At 73.2% G+C, this 20,573-nt stretch carries 16 protein-coding genes; 15 read left to right on the top strand and 1 reads right to left on the bottom strand.

The window, feature by feature from the left end:
- Window positions 1-22 precede the first annotated feature (22 nt).
- Window positions 23-1,276, top strand: a complete 1,254-nt coding sequence (locus ABT254_RS11610; RefSeq protein WP_351467095.1) for a 3-deoxy-7-phosphoheptulonate synthase — start codon at window positions 23-25, stop codon at window positions 1,274-1,276.
- 102 nt (window positions 1,277-1,378) lie between these two features.
- Here ABT254_RS11610 and ABT254_RS11605 read toward each other — a convergent pair whose 3' ends face one another.
- Window positions 1,379-3,628 (bottom strand): MMPL family transporter, encoded by a 2,250-nt coding sequence (locus ABT254_RS11605; protein ID WP_351467092.1) that lies wholly within the window; start codon window positions 3,626-3,628, stop codon window positions 1,379-1,381.
- A 182-nt stretch (window positions 3,629-3,810) separates the two neighbouring features.
- On the opposite strand from ABT254_RS11605, the gene ABT254_RS11600 reads away from it, so the two are divergent.
- The 14 genes from ABT254_RS11600 (at window position 3,811) to ABT254_RS11535 (ending at window position 20,508) form a co-directional block, all read left to right on the top strand.
- The gene (locus tag ABT254_RS11600) at window positions 3,811-4,707 is read left to right on the top strand and encodes an alpha/beta fold hydrolase (protein WP_351467089.1); all 897 of its coding nucleotides are present in this window, start codon (window positions 3,811-3,813) and stop codon (window positions 4,705-4,707) included.
- Between the two features lie 243 nt (window positions 4,708-4,950).
- Entirely contained in the window at window positions 4,951-6,549 is a 1,599-nt protein-coding gene (locus ABT254_RS11595; RefSeq protein WP_351467086.1) for a class I adenylate-forming enzyme family protein, read from the top strand.
- A 5-nt stretch (window positions 6,550-6,554) separates the two neighbouring features.
- Window positions 6,555-8,225: an AMP-binding protein gene (locus ABT254_RS11590; protein WP_351467083.1), complete on the top strand. Its 1,671-nt coding sequence runs from the start codon at window positions 6,555-6,557 to the stop codon at window positions 8,223-8,225.
- Window positions 8,222-8,479: an acyl carrier protein gene (locus ABT254_RS11585; protein ID WP_351467080.1), complete on the top strand. Its 258-nt coding sequence runs from the start codon at window positions 8,222-8,224 to the stop codon at window positions 8,477-8,479. The genes ABT254_RS11590 and ABT254_RS11585 overlap by 4 nt, the downstream gene beginning before the upstream one ends.
- Window positions 8,476-9,495, top strand: a complete 1,020-nt coding sequence (locus ABT254_RS11580) for a hypothetical protein (RefSeq protein ID WP_351467077.1) — start codon at window positions 8,476-8,478, stop codon at window positions 9,493-9,495. The genes ABT254_RS11585 and ABT254_RS11580 overlap by 4 nt, the downstream gene beginning before the upstream one ends.
- Window positions 9,492-9,737 (top strand): acyl carrier protein, encoded by a 246-nt coding sequence (locus ABT254_RS11575; RefSeq protein WP_351467074.1) that lies wholly within the window; start codon window positions 9,492-9,494, stop codon window positions 9,735-9,737. The genes ABT254_RS11580 and ABT254_RS11575 overlap by 4 nt, the downstream gene beginning before the upstream one ends.
- Window position 9,738: 1 nt before the next feature.
- Window positions 9,739-11,256 (top strand): class I adenylate-forming enzyme family protein, encoded by a 1,518-nt coding sequence (locus ABT254_RS11570; RefSeq protein WP_351467071.1) that lies wholly within the window; start codon window positions 9,739-9,741, stop codon window positions 11,254-11,256.
- Entirely contained in the window at window positions 11,253-12,383 is a 1,131-nt protein-coding gene (locus ABT254_RS11565; RefSeq protein ID WP_351467068.1) for a ferritin-like domain-containing protein, read from the top strand. Before ABT254_RS11570 ends, ABT254_RS11565 begins: the two co-directional genes overlap by 4 nt.
- 97 nt (window positions 12,384-12,480) lie before the next feature.
- Window positions 12,481-12,993, top strand: coding sequence for a PaaI family thioesterase (locus ABT254_RS11560; RefSeq protein ID WP_351467065.1), 513 nt, complete (start codon window positions 12,481-12,483; stop codon window positions 12,991-12,993).
- Between the two features lie 5 nt (window positions 12,994-12,998).
- Window positions 12,999-14,141, top strand: a complete 1,143-nt coding sequence (locus ABT254_RS11555) for an acyl-CoA dehydrogenase family protein (protein ID WP_351467062.1) — start codon at window positions 12,999-13,001, stop codon at window positions 14,139-14,141.
- Window positions 14,142-14,295: 154 nt separating this feature from the next.
- The gene (locus ABT254_RS11550; protein ID WP_351467059.1) at window positions 14,296-15,336 is read left to right on the top strand and encodes an FAD/NAD(P)-binding protein; all 1,041 of its coding nucleotides are present in this window, start codon (window positions 14,296-14,298) and stop codon (window positions 15,334-15,336) included.
- Window positions 15,333-16,814, top strand: coding sequence for a nitrosuccinate lyase (locus ABT254_RS11545; protein ID WP_351467056.1), 1,482 nt, complete (start codon window positions 15,333-15,335; stop codon window positions 16,812-16,814). The genes ABT254_RS11550 and ABT254_RS11545 overlap by 4 nt, the downstream gene beginning before the upstream one ends.
- Complete coding sequence (locus ABT254_RS11540; RefSeq protein WP_351467053.1) at window positions 16,814-19,087, top strand: anthranilate synthase component I; 2,274 nt, start codon at window positions 16,814-16,816, stop codon at window positions 19,085-19,087. Before ABT254_RS11545 ends, ABT254_RS11540 begins: the two co-directional genes overlap by 1 nt.
- On the top strand, window positions 19,084-20,508 hold the full coding sequence (locus ABT254_RS11535) for an ABC1 kinase family protein (RefSeq protein WP_351467050.1): 1,425 nt from the start codon (window positions 19,084-19,086) through the stop codon (window positions 20,506-20,508). Before ABT254_RS11540 ends, ABT254_RS11535 begins: the two co-directional genes overlap by 4 nt.
- Window positions 20,509-20,573 lie beyond the last annotated feature (65 nt).

The following is a 20,573-nucleotide window of genomic DNA, read 5'->3' as shown; positions in this document are numbered from 1 at the left end:
TGACGACGGAGGCCGATTCGCCATGCCCTCGCCCGCTGTACTCGCATCGCCCAGACTGCCCGACTGGACACCGTCCGACTGGCGCCACCGCCCGGCCGCCCAGCAGCCCGACTGGCCCGACGCGGCACTGCTGCGCCGGATCCGCGCCCGGCTGGCCGGCGCCGCACCCCTCGTACGGCCGCACGAAATCCTCGATCTGCGCCGTTCGCTGGCCGCGGCCGCACACGGGGACGCCTTCGTGGTGCAACTGGGCGACTGCGCCGAGACGTTCGACGGCCCCACCTTCGCCGAGATCGCGGCCCGGGCCGACCTGCTGCACTGCACGGCCGGCACCATCGGCTCCGCCTTGGGCCGGCCGGTGATCCCCGTCGGCCGGCTCGCGGGCCAGTACGCCAAGCCCCGTTCCTCGCCCACCGAGCGGGTCGGCGGCCTGGTCCTGCCCTCGTACCGGGGACACCTGGTGAACGACCCGGGGCCGGATCCCGAGGCGCGGACGCCCGACGCGATGCGGCTGCTGCGCGGCCATGCGCACGCGCGGGAGGTGCTGGCCCTGCTGCGGGAACTCGCCGAGTCGGGCATGGCGATGCCGGGTCTCCCGGCGGGCGCGGCGCCCGCTGTGTGGACCAGCCACGAGGCGCTGGTGCTCGACTACGAGGAGCCCCAGGTCCGGCGCGATCCGGTGACCGGTGTCCTCTGCCTGACCTCCACCCATCTGCCCTGGATCGGCGCGCGCACCTGCGACCCCGAGGGGGCGCACGTCCGCTTCCTGTCCGGCGTCGTCAACCCGGTCGGCGTGAAGATCGGCCCCTCCACGGGCATCGAGGACCTGGCCGCGCTCTGCGACACACTCGACCCCGACCGGGAGCCGGGGCGGCTTGTGCTGATCTCCCGGATGGGCGCGGAGCGGGTGCGCGAGGCACTGCCGCCGCTGGTGGCGGAGGTGGCGCGGCTCGGCCACCCGGTGGTGTGGCTGTGCGACCCGGTGCACGGCAACACGTACGTCAGCGGCAGCGGGCACAAGACCCGGGACGTGGCGGTGGTGGCCGACGAGATCCGCGGTTTCTTCGAGGCGGTCCGCTCGGTCGGCGGCCGGCCCGGCGGTCTCCATCTGGAGGCGACCCCGGCCGCGGTCACCGAGTGCGTCGGCGGTGTCGCCGGCATCGCGGAGGAGGACCTGCCCCGCCGCTACGAGACGGCCTGCGACCCCCGTCTCAACGGCTCCCAGACGGCCGAGATCGCCGGACTGACCGCACAGTTGTGCGCGGCCGGCGACTGAGTCCCCCTGGGGCCCTCGCCGGTGAGGCGGCGGGCCCTCACCCCACCGATGCCGCCGGGAACCCGGCGGCATCGGTGTGTCTGCGGGGCCGTACGACGCAGGTCAGGCGCCGGTCGGGAGGGTTTCCCGGTCGGCGGGCCGCGTGGGCGCCGCGGTCGGGTCTGCGGAGGGCTCGGCGAAACCGGCCGGCAGCCACCGCAGCCACTTCGGCAGGTACCAGTTGGCTTCGCCCAGGAGCTTCATCGTGGCCGGCAGCAGCACGATCCGGATGAACGTGGCGTCGACCAGGACGGCCGTGGCCATGCCCACGCCGGACTCCTTCATCGACAGCTGCGGCAGCATGCCGAACACGCCCGCGACCGCCACCATCACCACGGCCGCGCCGGTGACCACACCGGCCGTTCCCCTGATGCCCTGCTCGATGGCCCGGGCCGTGGACAGCCCGCGGTCGTGGCCCTCACGTATACGGCTGACGACGAACACGTGGTAGTCCATCGACAGGCCGAACAGGAAGACGAACATGAACAGCGGCACCCACGAGGCGATCCCGCCGGTGCTGGTGAAGCCGAGCAGGCCCTCGCCCCAGCCGCGCTGGAAGACGAGCACCACGATGCCGTACGCGGCGCCCACCGACAGCAGGTTGAGCACCAGCGTGAACCCCGCCACCACGAGCGAGCGGAACGAGACCAGCATCACCGCGAAGGTGAACAGCAGCACGAAGCCCGCCACCCACGGGGCCCGGTCCGAGAGGTTCGCGTTGGTGTCCACCGAGGCCGCGGTGGTTCCGCCGACGGCCACATCGGCCCCCGCGACGGCGCCGAAGGTCGCCGGCACCACCTTGTCGCGCAGGGTCTTCAGCGCGTGTACGGACGTCTCGTCCGTGCCGGTGCCGGCCAGGCCGACCGTGGCCACCCCGACCCTGCCGTCGTCCGAGACGCGGTAGGTGACCGGACCGCTCAGCCCCGGCGTGGAACCGGCCGCCTCGGTGAAGCGCTTCAGCGCCGCGGCGCCCGCGGCCCCGTCCAGACCGTCGGCCCTGACCACGACCTTGGCCGGGGTCGACGAGCCGGGGAACGCCTCCTGGATGCGCTCGTACGTCCGCAGCACCGGCAGGCGGTTGGCCGACAGGTCGCTCACGCCCGGGTCGGAGGTGTGCAGCGAGAAGGCCGGGGCGACCAGCGCCACCAGCGCACCGCCGCAGAGCACCAGCGACACGGCCGGACGGCGCAGTACGGCGCCGAGCACCACGCCCCAGAACCCGCGCCGGCCCGTGTCCTCCTCGTCCACCCGCATCCGGGGCACCAGCGGCACCCTGCCCTTGTCGAGGCGCTGCCCGAGCAGCGAGAGCAGCGCGGGCAGCACCGTCACCGAGCCGAGGACGGCCACCGCCACCACGATGATCGTCGCGGTCGCCATGCCGTAGAAGATGCCGTTGCCCGACAGGAAGAGCCCGGCCAGGGAGACGATGACGGTCAGGCCCGAGACGACGACGGACCGGCCCGAGGTGGCGGCCGCCGCGCTGACCGCCGCCTGCGTGGTGTTGCCGCGCGCCCGCTCCTCGCGCACCCGGCGGATGTAGAACAGCGAGTAGTCGACGCCGACCGCGATGCCGATGAGGGACATCACGGAGCTGCCGTTCTGGTCGATGTGCACCAGATGACTGCTGAGGGTGAGCAGACCGCCGGCGGCGACCACGGCGGTGATCGCGAGTACCACGGGGAGCAGAGCGGCGACCAGCGCCCCGAAGGCCACCAGCAGGATGCCGAGCGTCACCGGGAAGGAGATGGTCTCGGCGTTCGTGTAGTCGGTGTGCAGCTTCTCCTCGTACTTGTGGGCGAACGAGGCCTCGCCGAACTGCTCGAGGGCGATCGCCCGATGGGACCTGTCCGCCTTCGCCACGGCGTCCAGGACCGGCTGCACCTCCTCCTTGGCCCTGACGGCGTCGCCCGCCATGTCGAACTGCACCAGGGCGCTGTGCCGGTCCGCCGAGACGGCCGCGGCGCCGGCCGGGTCGAACGGCGACACCACGTCGCGCACCTTGCCCGTGCCCCTGATGCGCCGCACCACGTCGGCGACGGCGGTCCGGAACTCCGCGGAGTCCGCGGTCGACCGGTCACTGTGCACGAACACGACCTCGTGCGCGGGGAGCGTCAGCCCGGCGTCGTCCAGAATCCGTTCCGCGTGCCGGGCCTCGCCGTTGGTGAGTTCGGCCGGGGTCGGCTCCTGCTGGGTGACCATGCCGCCGCCCACGGTGGCCACGACGACGAACGCCAGCCACAGCAGCACGGCCGCCCATCGGTGTGTGGCGCTCCAGTGCCCGGCGGCCTGGGCCAGGCCTCGCCTGCTTGTCACGGTCTTCTCCTCTGTTGAGGGCCAGTCGGCTCCAACGAGCCACGTCGGATCAGGAGGAGGCGGGACGCCGAAACGTTCCGTACGTCTTCGCGCGGGCCTTGTGGGCAACCGGGGGGAACCTTTCGTGCATCCGGCGACTCCTGACAGACCGACCAGCAAGCCGAACACCCCCTGGAGCCGCCGTGGACACCCTGGAGAACAGCACCCCGCCCATGCCCGAACTGGCGGGAGCCAGGCATCGCCACGTCAGCGTGCGCGGTGTGCGGCTGCACGTCGCGGAGGTGGGAGAAGGCGAACCGGTCGTGCTGCTGCACGGCTTCCCGCAGCACTGGTACGGCTGGCGGCGGCTGGTCCCGCTGCTGTCCGGCCGGTACCGGCTGCTCTGTGTGGACCAGCGCGGTTTCGGGTGGTCCGACGCACCGGCCAAGGGCTACGACACCGACAGCAGGGTGGCCGACGTGCTCGCCCTCCTCGACGAACTGGGCCTGCCGCAGGTCCGCCTCATCGGGCACGACTGGGGTGCGTGGACCGGCTTCCACGTCTGTCTCCAGGCCCCGGAGCGGGTCCGGCAGTACCTGGCGCTGAACATGATGCACCCCTGGCCCCAGCACCACCGGCTGATGCCGCAGTCCTGGCGGTTCTGGTACACGGCACTGCTGGAGCAGCCGCTGCTGGGCCGCTGGATGCTGCGCAACCGCCCGGGTTTCACGCGCTACCTGATGCGCAGGGGCGTGGTCGACCAGGAGGTGTGGACGCCGGCCGTGATGGACGAGTTCGTGCGCTCCAGTCAGGAGCCCCCTCGGGCGCGGGCCGGTGAGGCCCTGCACCGCGCCTTCGCACTGCGGGACATCGCCAGGCTGCTCCTGGGCCGCTACAAGAAGCTCCGTCTGACCACCCCGACGGTGATCCTCGCGGGCGAGCGGGACTTCATGCTCCCGCCCACCGTCATCACGGAAGCGGGCCGCCAGGCGGACGCCCTCCGCGTCAAGGTGGTCCCCGGTACCGGCCACTACCTCCACGAGGAACGTCCCGACCTGGTGGCAGCGGAGGCGCTGACTCTCTTCTCCGGCCGCCACTGACACCCGGCCGCCACTGACACCCGGCCGCCACCGACCCCGTCCGGCCGACGCCGGGGAATACGGGCCTCCGGAAAATCTTGGATTCCGGTGGAGTACATGGGCTGGATCCGGCCTCTTGTCTGATGTCGGACGCACCGCCGCACAGAGCGGATCCGGCCCTCCCCCCACGCACGCGCACCAGCCCCCACCGGGCGCGTTTGAGCTGCCCGCACGTCATCGCCAGGCCGAGCAGAGGGAACCGCCATGCCCGACATATCCGCACTCAAGCTCGATGTCGTCCCCGAGCCGACCGCGCCTCTCGGAATCCTCCCGACCGTCGCGGCCGAGAAGTACCCCGACACCCCCTTCCTCTCCGACACCCCGTGGCGCACCTACGACGGTCCGGTCCGCAACCTCGGCGACTTCGCCCGGGCGATCGACGACTACGCCGACCGGCTCTGGGCGGGGGGAGTACGCCGCGGGGACGTCGTCGCCGTGGTGCAGCGCAACCACATCGAGGTCGAGGGCATCATGTGCGCTCTCGGCAAGATCGGCGCGCTGCCCGCCCTGCTCTCCTCCGCCATGGAGACCGGAGAGCTCCTGGAGTGCTTCGCACGGCTCGAGAACCCCTACCTCCTCGTCGACTCCTTCGGGCTGTCCCGGCTCGTCGAACACCGGCACGCGCTGCGCCTGTTGACCCGCGACGTGCTGTGCCTGGAAGAGACGGACGAGAACTGGGTCGTACCGCTGCAGGAGCGGACCGCGCACACCGCTGATCCGCGGGACGAGGACGAGTGGTTCGTGATCACCCACTCGTCCGGCACGACCGGCGCGCCCAAGATGGCCGCGCACTCGACCCGTTCCCTGTTCGGCATGGTCGCGCCGATGATCATGATCTTCCGCGACCAGTACTCCACGCAGGACCTGAACGCCAAGCACCTCTCCTTCGTGCACGCCCGCACCTGCGCCGGCACGCTCGCCTCACTGGAGACGGCGATGCCCGCGCTGGCCATCGCCGACCCGGACCCGGCCAACGTCAAGCGGCTGATGCTGGAGCACCGCCCGACCTCCGTCGAGACCCACCCGAACGTCTACATCCAGTGGGAGTCCCTGGCCCACGACCCGGACCGGCCCTTCCAGCACGTCGAGCGGTTCATCAGCACCTTCGACGCGATGCACCCGCGCACCGTGCGCACCCTGCTGGGCGCCTCGGAGCATCCGCGCGCGCACTACTTCCAGGCGTACGGCCAGACCGAGTCGGGCCCCATCTGCCTGCGCATCGTCACCCGCGAGGAGTCGGCCGCCTACTCGCCGCGCAACGTCGGCCACTCCGGCGGCGGCATGGAGATCCGCATCGTCGACGAGAACGGAGTGCCGCAGCCGGTGAACACGCCCGGCTTCATCGAGACCCGTTCCCCCGGCCGCATGCGCGGCTACGTCGGCGGCGGCCCCATGCCGCCCCAGGACGCCTGGTGGCCCATGGGCGACATCGGCCGCCTGCTCGACGACGGTTCGCTGGAGCTCCTCGACCGCATCGTCGAACACGTCGACGGCGTCGGCAGCCTCCTGGAGAAGGAGGACCACCTCCTGGAGGCCATGCCCGAACTCGTCGAGCTGGTCCTCGTCAAGGACGAGGACGACAACTCCGTGTTCGCCGTGGCCTGTCCGCGCCCGGGCACCACTCCCGACCCGGAGCGGTTCCGCGCCGTCGCCGCCGAGGCCGGCCTGCCCGACCTCCAGGTGCGCTTCTGGGAGTGGGAGGCCATGCCGGTCACCGGCTCCTACAAGGTCCGCAGGTCCGTACTGCGCCGCAAGCTGGCCGGCCGTATCCAGCGCACGGCCACGGCCCGGAAGGAGGCCTGAACACCATGACCCACCTCTGGCACGAACTCGCCCGCGGCCTTCGCGAGGACACCCGGCTGCACACCCCCTCGCGCTCGGAGGAACCGGTCTCGGGCACCGCCCTGTTCGCCCGCGCCGAGCGCACCGCCGGCGCCGTGCTCGCCGCGTGCGACGGCCGCGCCCCGCGCCGCGTGGGCCTGCTCATGGCCAACGGCGAGCCATGGGTGCGCGGACTGCTCGCCGCACTCCGCCTCGACGCGGCGGCCGTACCCCTGGCGCTCCCGGTGGCCTTCGGCGGCGCCGACGCCTACGCCGCCCACGTCCGGCGCATCGCGCAGGACGCCTCGCTGGACGCGATGCTCGTCGACGGCAGCCTCGGCAGCCGTGTCGTCTCCCGCGTCGCCGAGGCCGTACCGGACGTCCCGTTCATCGACATCGCCGAACCGCCCGCCACCCGCGCGAAGCTGCCCGCACCGCAGGGCGGGGGATCGGCCCCCGCGGTCATCCAGTACACCTCCGGCTCCACCTCGGCCCCCAAGGGCGTGGTGGTCAGCCACGACAACGTCTCGGCCGGGCTCGACGCGATCGAGACCGGCATCCGCTGGACGCCCGAGGACCGGCTCGGCGAGTGGCTGCCGCTCTTCCACGACATGGGCCTGTTCACCCTGCTCGCCGCGGTGCGCAAGGGCTCGACGATCACCCTGTGGCAACCCGGCGACTTCGTGCGCCGTCCCATGCAGTGGTTCGCCGAGTTCGCCGCCTCGCGCTCCACGGTCATGCCGGCGCCGAACTTCTTCTACGACTATCTGGTCGCGGCTGCCGCCAAGGGCATCCCCGACGGTCTCGACCTGTCGGCCTGGCGCTACGGCGGCAACGGCTCCGAACCGGTGCGCCGCTCCAGCCTGGAGGCGTTCCAGCAGACCTTCGCCCCCTACGGGCTGCGTCCCCAGGTCGTCCAGCCCAACTACGGCCTCGCCGAGGCCACGCTGATCGTCAGTACGGGTGCGCCCGGATCCCCGTACCGCAGCCTGGAGTTGGAGCGCGCCGGCCTGTCCGTCGGCGACCGGGTCAAGGAAACCGCCCGGACCGGGCCGACCACCCGCACCGTCGTCTCCTGCGGCCGGCCCGTCGAGGCCCTCCGGCTGCGCATCGGCGACGCCGAGGGCACCCCGCTCGACGAGGGCGTCGTCGGCGAGGTGCAGATCGGCGGCGGCCCGGTGACCTCCGGCTACCTCGGCCTGCCCGCCGAGCAGCAGCCGTTCACCCCGGACGGACTGCTGCGCACCGGCGACATCGGCTTCCTGAAGGACGGCGAGCTGTACGTCATGGGCCGCCTGAAGGCGATGGCCGTCGTCCGCGGCCAGAACTACTACGCCGAGGACGTCGAAGAGGTCGTCAAGTCCACGCCCGGGGTCGACCGCCGGCACTGCGCCGCCTTCGCCTGGGACGGGGACGGAGAAGAGCGCATGGTCGTCATCTGGGAGACGAAGTTCGACGCGGACACGGCCCGCGCCGTCGGCGAGGCCATCCGCACCCGGCTCGCCGAACACCTCGGCCTCACCGCCGTGGAGACCCTCGCGGTCTCCCCCCAGACCCTCCCCTTCACCAGCTCCGGAAAGGTCAAGCGCTCCGGCGCGGCCGACCTGTACCGGCAGCACAAGTCCCTGACCACCACATCGGAAGGACAGCACTCGTGAGCGTCACCGCGACCCTGGACATCGTCGTACGGGCCCTGGCCGTGCAGGCGGGCGTCGCCGAGTCGTCCGTCGACCCCGACAAGCCCCTGTCGGCAGTGCCCGGCATCGAGTCCGTCAAGGCCCTGCGCGCCATCACCGAGATCGAGGACGAGTGCGACGTCGTCATCCCCGACGACTTCCTGTTCGAGTCCGCGACCGTGCGTGAACTCGCCGACTTCGTGGCCGAGCTGGCGCGGAAGGGCAGCACCATATGACCGTGGAGACCGCCGAGTCCCATGCGCTGCTCGGCGCGCTGGACCGGTTCAAGGCGGCGCCTTGCGACGTCGCCCGTTACGACACCGACACCGCGACCGCGGCGCGCGCCCTGCGCGCCGCCCCCGAACAGGTCGCCCGGCTCGCCGCCGAGGGGCTCCCGCACCGCGTCGACTCCGAGCACGGACCGCTGTTCGACTACGACGACCTGATGAACGTCGGCATGTTCTGCGGCACCGGCCAGACGGTGCCGGAGCTCGGGCTGCGTTTCCTGATGCGCTTCGCGGCCTCGCCGCGGGCCAGCTGGTTCGCACCCCGCGACTGGGAGCTCGGCGTCCACCCGTCCCGCACGGCCGGCGGCGAGGGAGCGGAGGCCCCCGGCGCCGGCGAGGGACGGCCGGCGGTCACCGTCCGGGTCCCCGACCTGAACGCGCCCGGCGTGGAACTGCTCTCCGGCGGCCCCTTCGACGAGCCGCTGCGTACGTCCGGCTACCAGGCGGCCATCCGGCTCACCGGCACCGAGCAGACGGTCCGCGACCCGCGCGTCCACGAGGCATGGGCCGAGGTCGTCGAGGCGCTCGCCGCACGCCGTGTGATCTACCAGACGGTGCCCGAGCCATTGCGTGCCGACCACCACCGGGCCTGGGAACTCGGCATCGCCGACTGCGTGGTCGCCTCGCGGCTGCTCGCCGACCGGCTGCGCGCGGCCGGCCTGGAGGCCACCGCCCGGCGCGGCTACCTTCTCGGGCTCTTCGGCAGCGACCACGCCTGGTGCGACGTCGTCGAGGACGGGGTGCACAAGTCGCTCGACCCGGTCTTCGCCTTCGTCGCCACCGTCGGCGACGAGCGCGGGGTCGCCGAGTCGCCCGACTTCGCCGCCGCCTGCTTCGGCAGCCGCTTCAACCGGCTGCTGCCCTGCCGAACCGACAGCGCCGAACCTCTCGTGTACTTCGACGGCGAACCCGCCCCCTACTGGGCGATGGTCGGCGTCGGCGCCCGCCCGAGGAGGACCGCATGACCGCCGTACGCTCCCTGGACGCCGTACGCACCCTGATCAAGTCGAGCCTCGACCACCCCGGCCTGCTGGACCGCCTGGGCGGCGACGACGACTTCGCGCAGGCGGGCATCGGCTCGGGCGAACTGATCCGGATCGCGCTGGCCCTGGAGGAGGAACTCGGGCGTCCCCTTCAGGACGAGGAACTGCTCGGGCTCAGGTCGGTGCGCGCCGTCGCCGCGCTGCTCGGGGCGGAGGCCGACTGACATGTGGCTCAACCATGTGGTGCGGCGCGGTCTCGACCGGGACCCCGACGCCCTCGCCCTGCGCGACAGCCGACGCGACGTCAGCTGGCGTGAACTGCACCGCGACGTGCGGGCGCTGGCCTGCCGGCTGCGCCACGACACGCTGCCCGGCAGCCGCGTCCTGGTGCTCAGCGGCAACCGCGTCGAGGTGCTGGAGACCTACTTCGCCTGCGCCGCGGCCGGCCTGGTCGCGGTACCGGTCAATCCGGCGCTGACCGACCCGGAGATCGGCGCGATCATGGAGTCGGTGGAGCCGTCCGCGGCGATCGCCGAGGAGGGCTTCGCGGCCCGTCTCGGCGGCCTGTACCCGGGGCTGCCCGTCATCGACGTCGCGGCGATCCCCGAACTGCCCGACGAGGACGCCGAGTTCGCGGGAGAGCCGGGCAGCGGCACGGCCGACCCGGTGCTCATCCTGCACACCTCGGCGACGACCGGGCGCGCCAAGGGCGTCGTCGTCGACCAGCGCTCGCTGCAGATCAACGCCCTGTCCTGGCTCGCCGACGTGCGCCCGGCCGCCGGCACCGTGTTCCTCAACGCCGGGCCGCTGTTCCACGGCAGTGTGGTGATCGCCCTGGACCACCTGGCGGCGGGCGGCACCGTCTGCGTACTGGACCGCTTCACCCCGCAGGGCTGCCTGGCCGCCATGGAGCGCTGGGAGGTGGAGCAGGCCTTCCTGGTCCCGTCCATGGTCCGGCTGCTGCTGCAGACCAGGAGCCTGGCCGGTACGGATCTGTCGCGGCTGCGGCTGCTGCTGCACGGAGCCGCGCCGATGCCCGAGGAACTGGCCCGCGAGGCACGGGACCGGCTCGGCGTGGAGCTGCAGACCATCTTCGGGATCACCGAGGGCGGCGGCCCCGTCCTCACGCTCCGCCCGGGAACCGCCGTCGGCGAGCCTCCGGTGCCAGGAGCCGTCTGCGTGGGCGTGCCGATGCTCGGCGCCGGGCTGAGCGTCACCGGCGAGGACGGACGCGAGGTGCCCGCGGGCACCGTCGGGGAGCTCCGGATCAGCGGCGACGGCCTGATGCAGACGTACTGGAAGAACCCGGAGGCCACCGACGAGGTGCTGCGCGACGGCCGGCTCAACACCCACGACCTGGGCTGCGTCGACGAGTCCGGCCTGGTCTGGGTCGTCGACCGGCGCAACGACCTGATCCTGCGCGGTGGGCAGAACGTGTACCCGGCCGAGATCGAGCACGTGCTGCGGCAGTCGCCGCACGTCGCCGACGTCGTCGTCGTACCCCTGCCGTCCGGCCTTTGGGGGCAGACGCCCGTGGCGTTCGTACAGCCGGCCGGCGCCGGCCGGTTCGACGAGACCGAACTGTTGCGGCTGTGCGTCGAGGGGCTCGCCCCGTACAAACGCCCCACCCACTTCCTGCCCGTGGAGCGCATCCCGCGCAATCCGGCAGGCAAGGCGTTGCGCACCCAGCTGCGCGAGACCGCCCGTCAGACGCTCACCGCCGACAGGGAGCACACCGCATGACCACCACCGACTACACCCGCCCCGAGGTCCTGACGGACCTCGCCGGCGAGTGGGCCGTCCCGGTGCACGGCAACGCCGTCATCCAGTGGGACTACGACCGGCGCAACGACAAGCTGGTACGGCTGTACAAGCAGGGCAAGCAGCGCCAGTGGGACATGGACGAACGGCTCGACTGGGACCACGAGACGGACCCCGACGACCCGCTCGGCCTGCCCGACGACTTCATCTCCATCGCCGGGTCCAAGCTGTGGGACCGGCTGCCGGAGAGCGAGCGGCGCGTGGTGCGGCGGCACAGCAGCGGCTGGCTGTACTCGCAGTTCCTGCACTCCGAGCAGGCCGCGCTGATCGCGGTCGGCAAGATCCTGCTCACCGTGGAGGACCTGGACTCCAAGCTGTACGCCGCCACGCAGATGATGGACGAGGCCCGCCATGTGGAGGGCTTCAACCGCTTCCTGCACACCAAGATCGGCCTGCGGTACGGTCTTTCGCCGTCGATCTCCGCGATGTTCGAGCAGGCGATGCGCGAACCGCGCTGGGACTTCGGCGTCCTCGCGGCCCACATCCTCGTCGAGAACATGGGCCTGGCCACGTTCGGCGTGCACCGCGAGCGGCTGAAGGACCCGCTGGCGCGGGCGTTCAGCGCGTATGTCGCGCGCGACGAGGCCCGGCATGTGGCGTTCGGGCGGCTGCTGCTGCGGGAGTACTACCCGCAGTTGACCGAGGCCGAGCTCAAGGAGCGCGAGGACTTCGTCGTCGAGGGCTGCTGGGCGCTGCGCGACCGGTATGTCGACGACGAGATCTGGAACACGCTCGGGTACGGCGAGGAGGCCATCAAGGCCTCGCGGCGCTCGCCCGCCAAGAGGGAGTTCCGGCGCCTGGTCTTCATGCGGATCGTGCCGGGGCTGAAGGAGATCGGGATGTTCGGCCCGCGGGTGCAGGAGGCGCTGGCCCGGATGGGCGTCCTCGGCTTCCACGAGGTGGACGAGGAGGCGCTGCGCGCGCTCGACGACAAGGCCGCCGTAGACGCGCTGACGAAGTACGAGATGGAGCTGCGCCGCCGGGACATCCGGGGCGTCGTCGACCTCGGCAGCGGCGCCCCGTCCGACGGCACCGCCCCCACCCCCTGAACCGGTCCGCCGCCCCGGAGTGCGTCCCCCGGCTCCGGGAGCGGCGGCCTCCCCTCGGCACGGCCCTTCTGATCCCTGGAAACGCGGAGATGCCAGCATGCTCGAAACCACCCCGCCGCCCGCTCGTCCCACCCGGCTGCGCGGGCTCGCGCCGGCCGGTGCGGACACCGGCGGCCGCCGTGTGCTCACCGGACTGGCCGACGGCACCGTGGCCGATCCGCCGGCGGCCCGCACGCTCGCGCTGCCGCCCGCCACCTCGTGGCTGCCGGGCCTGATCACCTGTGAGACCGCGTTCGACGAGGAACTGACGCTCACCCCCGGTGTCGTCTTCGGCGGCTGGATCGCCTGCCTGGTCGACCACTTCGCCGGACTGGTGATGCTGTCCGCGATCCCGGACGGCGCCGGCTTCCTCACCGCCGGCCTCTCGGTCGCCTACCACGCACCGCTGGTCCCCGGCCCCGTCACCATCGAGACGGAGCTGACCAGTTGCTCCACCCGGCGCGCGGTCGCCGAGGTCCGCTTCGCGCAGCACGGCAGCCGCGCCTGCACCGGCACCGTGGAGCAGATCATCCATCGCACGGCGGCCGCCGCCGGCCGGATGGCGGGGTGAGGAGCGTGCGCGACAGCGAACTCACCCAGGAACACCGCGACTTCCAGGCGATGGTGCGGGACTTCGTGGAGCACGAGATCGTGCCCCACCACGCCGACTGGGAGCGTGCCGGACTCGTCGACCGTGAGGTGTGGCGCAGCGCCGGCAAACTGGGCCTGCTCGGCATCGACGTACCCGAGGAGTACGGCGGCTCAGGCGTGCGCGACTTCCGCTACCAGGTCATCATCAGCGAGGAGATCATGCGTGTCGGCGCCACCGGCATCGGCTTCGCGCTGCACAACGACGTGGTCGCCCCCTACCTGCTCGACCTCGCCACCGAGGAGCAGAAGCGGCGCTGGCTGCCCGGTTTCTGCTCGGGCGGGCTGATCACCGCGATCGCGATGACCGAGCCCGAGGCCGGCAGCGATCTGCAGTCCATCCGCACCACCGCGTTCCGCGACGGCGACGACTACGTCCTCAAGGGTGCCAAGACGTTCATCACCAACGGCATCCACGCGGACCTGGTCGTCGTGGTGGCCCGCACGCAGCCGGGCCGGGGCGCGCGCGGCCTGAGCCTGCTCGTGGTCGAGCGTGACATGCCGGGCTTCAGCCGCGGCCGCAAGCTGGAGAAGATCGGCATGGCCGCGCAGGACACGGCCGAGCTGTTCTTCGACGACGTCCGGGTCCCGGCCGCCAATCTGCTCGGACGGCCCGGCCGGGCCTTCCTGCATCTGGCCGCCAACCTCCCGCAGGAGCGCCTCGGTATCGCCGCCTACGCCGTGGCCGCCGCCGAGACCGCCTTCGCCCAGACCCTGGAGTACTGCAGGAGCCGTACCGCCTTCGGGCAGCCGATCGGTGCCTTCCAGCACATCCGCTTCGAACTCGCCGAGATGGCAACGGAGTTGGACGTGGCGCGCACCTACGTGGACCGGGCCGTCGGCGAGCACAACGCGGGCCGCCTCGACGCGGTCGCCGCCGCCAAGGCCAAGTGGTGGGCCACCGACGTCCAGCGCCGGGTGCTCGACCGCTGCGTCCAACTGCACGGCGGCTACGGCTTCATGCGCGAGACCCCCGTGGCCAAGGCGTTCGTCGACAACCGCGTACACCCGATCTACGGCGGCACCAACGAGATCATGAAGGAGATCATCGGCCGCGACCTGGGTGTCTGACCACGCCCGACCTACCCGGCGCCCGGTCTCCCCGGGACCCGCCCGCTCCGGCCCCCGCCCCGGCCTCTTCCGCGCCCGCCCGGCAGCCATGCCCCGGCCCAGCGGCTCCCCGGCGAGCCGTGCGCGCCCCACTTCTCAGCGAAACGGACAGCCAGTGAGCGAAAGGCAGCTCGAAGTCTGCGTCATCGGTGCCGGCCCCCGCGGCCTGTCGGTCCTGGAGCGGCTGTGCGCCAACGCCCGCGCACACGCCCTGGGCACCGAGGTGGTGGTCCACGTCGTCGACCCCTGCCCGCCCGGCGCCGGCCGGGTCTGGCGCACCGATCAGTCCCACCACCTCCTGATGAACACCGTCGCCTCACAGGTGACCCTGTTCACCGACCCGAGCGTGCGGATGGCGGGCGAACTCGCGCCCGGCCCCAGCCTCTACGAGTGGGCACGCTCCCTCGTGCTCATGGGCGATCCATGGGCCGACGACGGCGTCCTCGACGACCAGGTGCTCGCCGAGGCCCGCGACCTGACCCCCGACTCCTACCCGACCCGCGCCTTCTACGGCCACTACCTGCGCTGGGTGTTCGCCCGGGTGCTGCGCACCGCTCCGTCGCACGTCGGCGTCGTCGTCCACCCCCTGCGCGCGGTCCGGCTGCACGACCGGCCGGACGGCCTCCAGTGCGTCACACTCGCCAACGGCACCCGCATAGACGGACTGGACGCCGTGGTGAGCGCCTTCGTCGTCGACTCGGCCGAGGTGCCCGGCTCCCGCATCGAGGCGACCTGCCTGGTCGAGGCCCGGCTGCCGGAGCCGGACCTGCGCCACACCACGGATCCGCTGCTGCGTCACCTGGCCGACACCGGCCAGTGCCGTCCCTTCGTGGTGCCGGACGCCGAGCACGGCGACCACGAGACCGGCGGCCTGTCCGTCACCCGGCGCCCCTACCACCTGGTGGCCGCCGACGGCCGGCCGCATCCGCGCCGCTTCGCCTACGGCGTCCCCACCGAGGCCGTCCACTGGGTGACCGCCGCCGGCGTCCGCCCCGGCGTCGATTCGGTGACGCTCGGCGACTCCGACGCGATAGCCCTGGCCCTGCTCGCCCTGAGACCCGTCCCCGCGCCCCCGGCCACGGCCGCAGTGCCCTTGACCCCTGTCCCACAGCTCGGCCGGGAGCCCGGCCTCCAGGCCTTTCAGGAGACCGAGTGAGCGCCACCCCGCCGCCGTACGGCGAGCCGTCCCCGGTCGACGCCGGTCTGCTGTCGCCCGTGCGTGCCGGCTCGCCCGCGGAGGGCGCCACGAGCGACACCGCCTGCCTGCAGGCCCTGCTCGACGCGGAGGCGGCTCTCGCCCGGGTCCAGGCGGGCTTCGGCACCGTGCCCGGGCGGGCCGCGGAGCTCATCAGCGACACCGCGCGGGCGGAGCACTTCGACGCGCGGGCCCTGGCCGTCGCCGCCCGCGCCGCCGCCAACCCGGTCGTCGCCCTGGTCCGGGTGCTCGGCGAGACCGTGGCCCGCAAGGACCCCGAGGCCGCGCACTACGTGCACCAGGGCTCCACCAGCCAGGACATCCTCGACACCGGTCTGATGCTCGTCGCGGCCCGCACCGTGGAGCTGATCCTCGCCGACCTGGACCGCACCGCCGACGCGCTCGCCGCGCTCGCCGCACGGCACCGCGACACGCCGATGGCCGCGCGCACCCTCGGCCAGCACGCCGTGCCCACCACCTTCGGGCTCAAGGCGGCCGGCTGGCTCCAAGGCGTCCTCGACGCCGCCGAGCGGCTGCGCCGCGTCCGCACGAGCGGGCTGCCCGTCCAACTGGGCGGCGCGGCCGGCACGATGGCCGGCTACCTCGAGTACGCGCGCGTCGTCGCGGACCTCGCCCCGGACGCCCTCGCCGAGTACACCCGCCGGCTGCCCGCCGCCTACGCCGCCGAACTCGGCCTCGCCGCACCGGCGGTGCCCTGGCACACCGTGCGCACCCCGCTCGCCGACCTGGCCGCGGCGCTCACCCTCACCGGCTCCGTCCTCGGCACCTTCGCCGCCGACGTCCAGCTGCTGTCGCGCACCGAGACCGCGGAGGTCTGCGAACCCGGCGCCGAGGGCCGCGGCGCCTCCTCCGCCATGCCGCACAAGCGCAACCCCGCCCTCGCAGCCCTCGTACGGTCCGCGGCCTACCAGCTGCCGGGCCTCGCGAGCACCCTCGCCCACGCGGCCGTCACCGACGACGAGCGGCCGGCCGGCGCCTGGCACGCCGAGTGGGAGCCGCTGCGCACCGCACTGCGGCTGGCCGGCGGCGCCGCGCACACGGCGGCGGAACTCGCCGCCGGCCTGACCGTGCACGACGACCGGATGCGCGCCAACCTCGCCCTCACCGGCGGCCTGGTGGTCTCAGAACGGCTCGCGGCGGCTCTCTCGCCCGGCCTCGGCCGGGCCCCCGCCAGGGCCCTCGTCTCCGCCGCCTCCGCCCGGGCCGCGACCGAGGGCCGCCCGCTGGCGGACGTCCTGGCCCGGACACCCGAACTCACCGGACGGTACGACGCCGACGCACTGCGCGCCCTGTGCGCCCCCGAGCACTACACCGGCGCCGCGGGCGCGCTCGTGGACCGTGTGCTCGCCCGGCACCGCGAGATGCGCCCGCACGGCCGCCCAGGACACTCCGCGAACCGACGCAGAAGGACCTCATGATGACGGCAACGACACACCGGTGGACGACCCCGATCGGCCTGGAGGTGACCCGCGTCAGCGAGCCGCTGGACCCACGGCGGGCCGACGCCGAACTGGCCCGCGTCGAAGACGCCCTGGACACCCGGCGGGGCCTGCTGTTCTCGGGCCGCTGCGACCAGCCCGGCCGCTACCAGCCGCACGACCTCGGCCATGTCGACCCGCCCGTCGAAGTGACCGCCGACCAGGACGGCGTACGGCTGTGCGCACTGAACGCACGCGGCCGCGTCCTGCTGCCCGCGCTCGCCGCGGCCCTGGCCCCGCACGGGGCACTCCTGGACGAGGCGGCGGGCACCGTCACCACCACCCTCGGCGCCGCGGGCTTCGCACCGCCCGCCGGGCCCGTCGCCGAGGAGGAGCGCACCCGCCTGCCCTCCGCCTTCACCGCACTGCGCGCCCTCGTCGCCGCGCTCGCCGCCCCGCACGACGAACTGTGGGGCCTGTACGGCGCGTTCGGCTACGACCTCGTCCTCGGCTTCGACCCCGTACCCCTGCGCCAGGTCCGCGACCCGCGCGAGCGCACCCTCGTCCTGCACCTGCCGGACCGCATCCTGCGCATCGACCGGCGGCGCGGCACCGCCGCCCTGCACAGCTACGAGTTCTCCTACGCCGGGCACCGCACCGCCGGCCTCGACCGGGCCACGCCCGACGCGCCCTGTGGGCCGCCCGCCGAGCCGGCCGTCCGCCGCGACCACGAGCCCGGCGCGTACGCGCGGCTGGTCCGCCGTGCCAAGGAACGGTTCCGGACCGGTGACCTCTTCGAGGTCGTCCCCGGGCAGAGCTTCCACCGCCGCGCCACCGCCCCGCCCTCGGAGGTCTTCCGCAGGCTCCGTGAGCGCAACCCGGCCCCGTACGGACTGCTGATGAACCTCGCCGGCGGCGAGCACCTGGTCGGGGCGTCACCGGAGATGTTCGTCCGGGTCGACCCCCGCGCCCGCACGGTCGAGTCCTGCCCCATCAGCGGCACCGTCGCCCGCGGCCGCGACGCCCTGGAGGACGCCGAGCAGATCCGCACGCTGCTCGCCTCCGCCAAGGAGGAGTCGGAGCTGACGATGTGCACGGACGTCGACCGCAACGACAAGGCCCGGGTGTGCGTCCCCGGCGGCGTCGAGGTCCTGGCACGCCGTCAGATCGAGCTGTACTCCCGGCTCATCCACACCGTCGACCACGTCCGCGGCCGGCTGCGCGCCGACCGGGACGCGCTCGACGCGTTCCTGACCCACATGTGGGCGGTCACCGTCACCGGGGCGCCGAAGCGGGCCGCGATCGCCTTTTTGGAGGAGCACGAGCGCAGCCCGCGCCGCTGGTACGGCGGCGCTGTCGGCCGGATCGGCTTCGACGGAGGCCTGGAGACCGCGCTCACGCTGCGCACCGTCCAGATCCGCGACGGCGTCGCCACCGTACGGGCGGGTGCCACGCTGCTGTTCGACTCCGACCCGCGGGCGGAGGAGGACGAGACCCTGCTCAAGGCGTCCGCACTCCTTGACGCGTTGGAGAACCCGTCGGGCGCCGTCCCCGGACCGGACGCCTCCGCCGGCCGACCGGGGCGCGGTGCCCTGCCCGGGCCGTCCCGGCCGTGGGGCGTCGCCGGCCCGGACGACGGGCGGCCACGGCGGGTCCTGCTCGTCGACCACCAGGACTCCTTCGTCCACACGCTCGCCGACTACATCCGCCAGACCGGTGCCGAGGTGGTCACCTACCGGGCGGGCTTTCCCGCGGAACTTCTCGACGCCGAGCGGCCGGACCTGCTGTTCCTGTCGCCGGGCCCCGGCCGCCCCGGGGACTTCGGCATGTCCGGCACGCTGGACGGGGCGGTGCTGCGCGGTATCCCCGTGTTCGGGGTGTGCCTGGGGCTGCAGGGCATCGTGGAGTACTTCGGCGGCACGCTCGGCACCCTCCCGCGGCCCGTGCACGGCAAACCGTCGCCCGTCGAAGTGGTCGGCGACGGCGGAACGGTCTTCCGTGACCTCCCCGCCCGGTTCCGCGCCGGGCGCTACCACTCCCTGTACGCCGACACGCGCACGCTGCCGGCGGAACTGATGGTGACGGCACGGACGCCCGACGGCACCGTGATGGGCGTGGAGCACCGTGTGCTGCCGATCGCGGCCGTCCAGTTCCACCCGGAGTCGATCATGACCTCGGCCGAGCGCGCGGGCCGCACGCTCATCACCAACGCCGTGACGGGCCTCGGCCGTGGCGTACCGGCCGGCGCCGCGGCCGCGGGGAGCCTGCGATGAGCGGGGCCGGGCGGACTCCGCAGGGGGAGGAGCACGAGGAGGGCCAGGAACGAGAGCCGGGACAGGATCCTCGCGTTCCGCAGCCCCGTGACCGTGCCGTGCGCGGCATTCCGCGCTCGCCCCTGGCGCGCAACGCGCGGCTGGCCTCGCTGCCGCTCGGCTTCGCGGGGCGGTCCGCGATGCGCTTCGGCCGACGTCTGCTGGGCCAGCCGGTGGACCTGATCACCAGCGAACTGCAACGCCGCACGAGCCACCACCTCTTCCGGGTACTGGGCGAACTCAAGGGCGGCGCCATGAAGTTCGGGCAGATGCTGTCCGTCTTCGAGGCGGCGCTGCCCCCGGAGGTCATCGGTCCCTACCGCGCCGCCCTGACCCTCCTGCAGGAGGCCGCGCCCACCCTGCCCGCGGAGCAGGTGCACGCGGTGCTGGCCGAGGAACTGGGCGCACGGTGGCGCGACCGCTTCACCGAGTTCGACGACACCCCTGCCGCGGCCGCCTCCATCGGCCAGGTCCACCGGGCCGTGTGGGAGGACGGCCGCCGGGTGGCCGTGAAGATCCAGTACCCGGGAGCCGGGGAGGCGCTGCTCGGCGACTACGCCCAACTCGGCCGTCTGATCCGGCTGTTCTCCGTGGTCACCCCCGGCCTGGACGTGGAGCCCATGCTGCGGGAGCTGCGGGAGCGGGTCGCCGACGAACTCGACTACCGGCTGGAGGCGGCGGCCCAGCAGGCCTTCGCCGAGGCCTACCGGGGCGACAAGGAGATCCTGGTCCCGGACGTGGTGGCCTTCACCCAGCGCGTGATCGTGACCGAGTGGCTGGACGGCACCCCGGTCGCGGCCGTCATCCGGGACGGGGAGCAGGCCGAGCGCGACCGGGCGGGCCTGCTCTACGCCCGCTTCCTGTTCTCCGGCCCCGAGCGCGCGGGCCGGCTGCATGCCGACCCGCACCCGGGCAACTTCCGGCTGCTCGAGGACGGCCGGCTCGGCGTTGTCGACTTCGGTGCCGTCAAGCACCTGCCGGACGGCTTCCCGCCCGCGCTCGGCACGCTGATCAGGCTGGCGCAGGGCGGAGAGTGGGCTGCCGCCGAGAAGGTCCTGGTGGCGGAGGGCATCATCACGCCCGGCGCTCCCCTCGACCCCGTCGCGCTCTGCTCGTTCCTGCTGCCCCTCGCCACTCCGACGGCCGAGCAGTCGTACCTCTTCACCCGTGAGTGGCTCCGCGAGGAGGTCGTGCAGGCCATCGACCTGCGCGAGGGCGGACTGCTGCGGCGCTTCAACCTGCCGCCGTCGTACGTCCTGGTCAACCGTGTGGTCGGCCAGGCCACGGCGGTGCTGTGCCAGCTGGAGTGCGAGATCCCCTTCCGCGCCGAGGCGTCCCGCTGGCTGCCGGGCTTCACGGAGGAGCCGCCGGGCGGGCCCTGACCGGAGGCGCGGACGGCTTGGTCATCTGCGGGGCCGTGTGGGCCGCGGGTCGGTTAGGGTCGCCT

Origin of the sequence: Streptomyces sp. NPDC001137 (assembly GCF_040298885.1) — a bacterium.
In the GTDB taxonomy this organism is placed as follows: Bacteria; Actinomycetota; Actinomycetes; order Streptomycetales; family Streptomycetaceae; genus Streptomyces.
The sequence above is the reverse complement of the archived record's forward strand: the minus strand, read 5'-3'. Positions and strand labels throughout refer to the sequence as shown.

Bases quoted from the DNA above. Each gene is read 5' to 3' on its own strand.
- ABT254_RS11560 (WP_351467065.1), top strand. From the start codon at position 12,481: ATGCTCGAAACCACCCCGCCGCCCGCTCGTCCCACCCGGCTGCGCGGG.
- ABT254_RS11535 (WP_351467050.1), top strand. From the start codon at position 19,084: ATGAGCGGGGCCGGGCGGACTCCGCAGGGGGAGGAGCACGAGGAGGGC.
- ABT254_RS11565 (WP_351467068.1), top strand. From the start codon at position 11,253: ATGACCACCACCGACTACACCCGCCCCGAGGTCCTGACGGACCTCGCC.
- ABT254_RS11590 (WP_351467083.1), top strand. From the start codon at position 6,555: ATGACCCACCTCTGGCACGAACTCGCCCGCGGCCTTCGCGAGGACACC.
- ABT254_RS11540 (WP_351467053.1), top strand. From the start codon at position 16,814: ATGACGGCAACGACACACCGGTGGACGACCCCGATCGGCCTGGAGGTG.
- ABT254_RS11570 (WP_351467071.1), top strand. From the start codon at position 9,739: ATGTGGCTCAACCATGTGGTGCGGCGCGGTCTCGACCGGGACCCCGAC.
- ABT254_RS11610 (WP_351467095.1), top strand. From the start codon at position 23: ATGCCCTCGCCCGCTGTACTCGCATCGCCCAGACTGCCCGACTGGACA.
- ABT254_RS11575 (WP_351467074.1), top strand. From the start codon at position 9,492: ATGACCGCCGTACGCTCCCTGGACGCCGTACGCACCCTGATCAAGTCG.
- ABT254_RS11595 (WP_351467086.1), top strand. From the start codon at position 4,951: ATGCCCGACATATCCGCACTCAAGCTCGATGTCGTCCCCGAGCCGACC.
- ABT254_RS11580 (WP_351467077.1), top strand. From the start codon at position 8,476: ATGACCGTGGAGACCGCCGAGTCCCATGCGCTGCTCGGCGCGCTGGAC.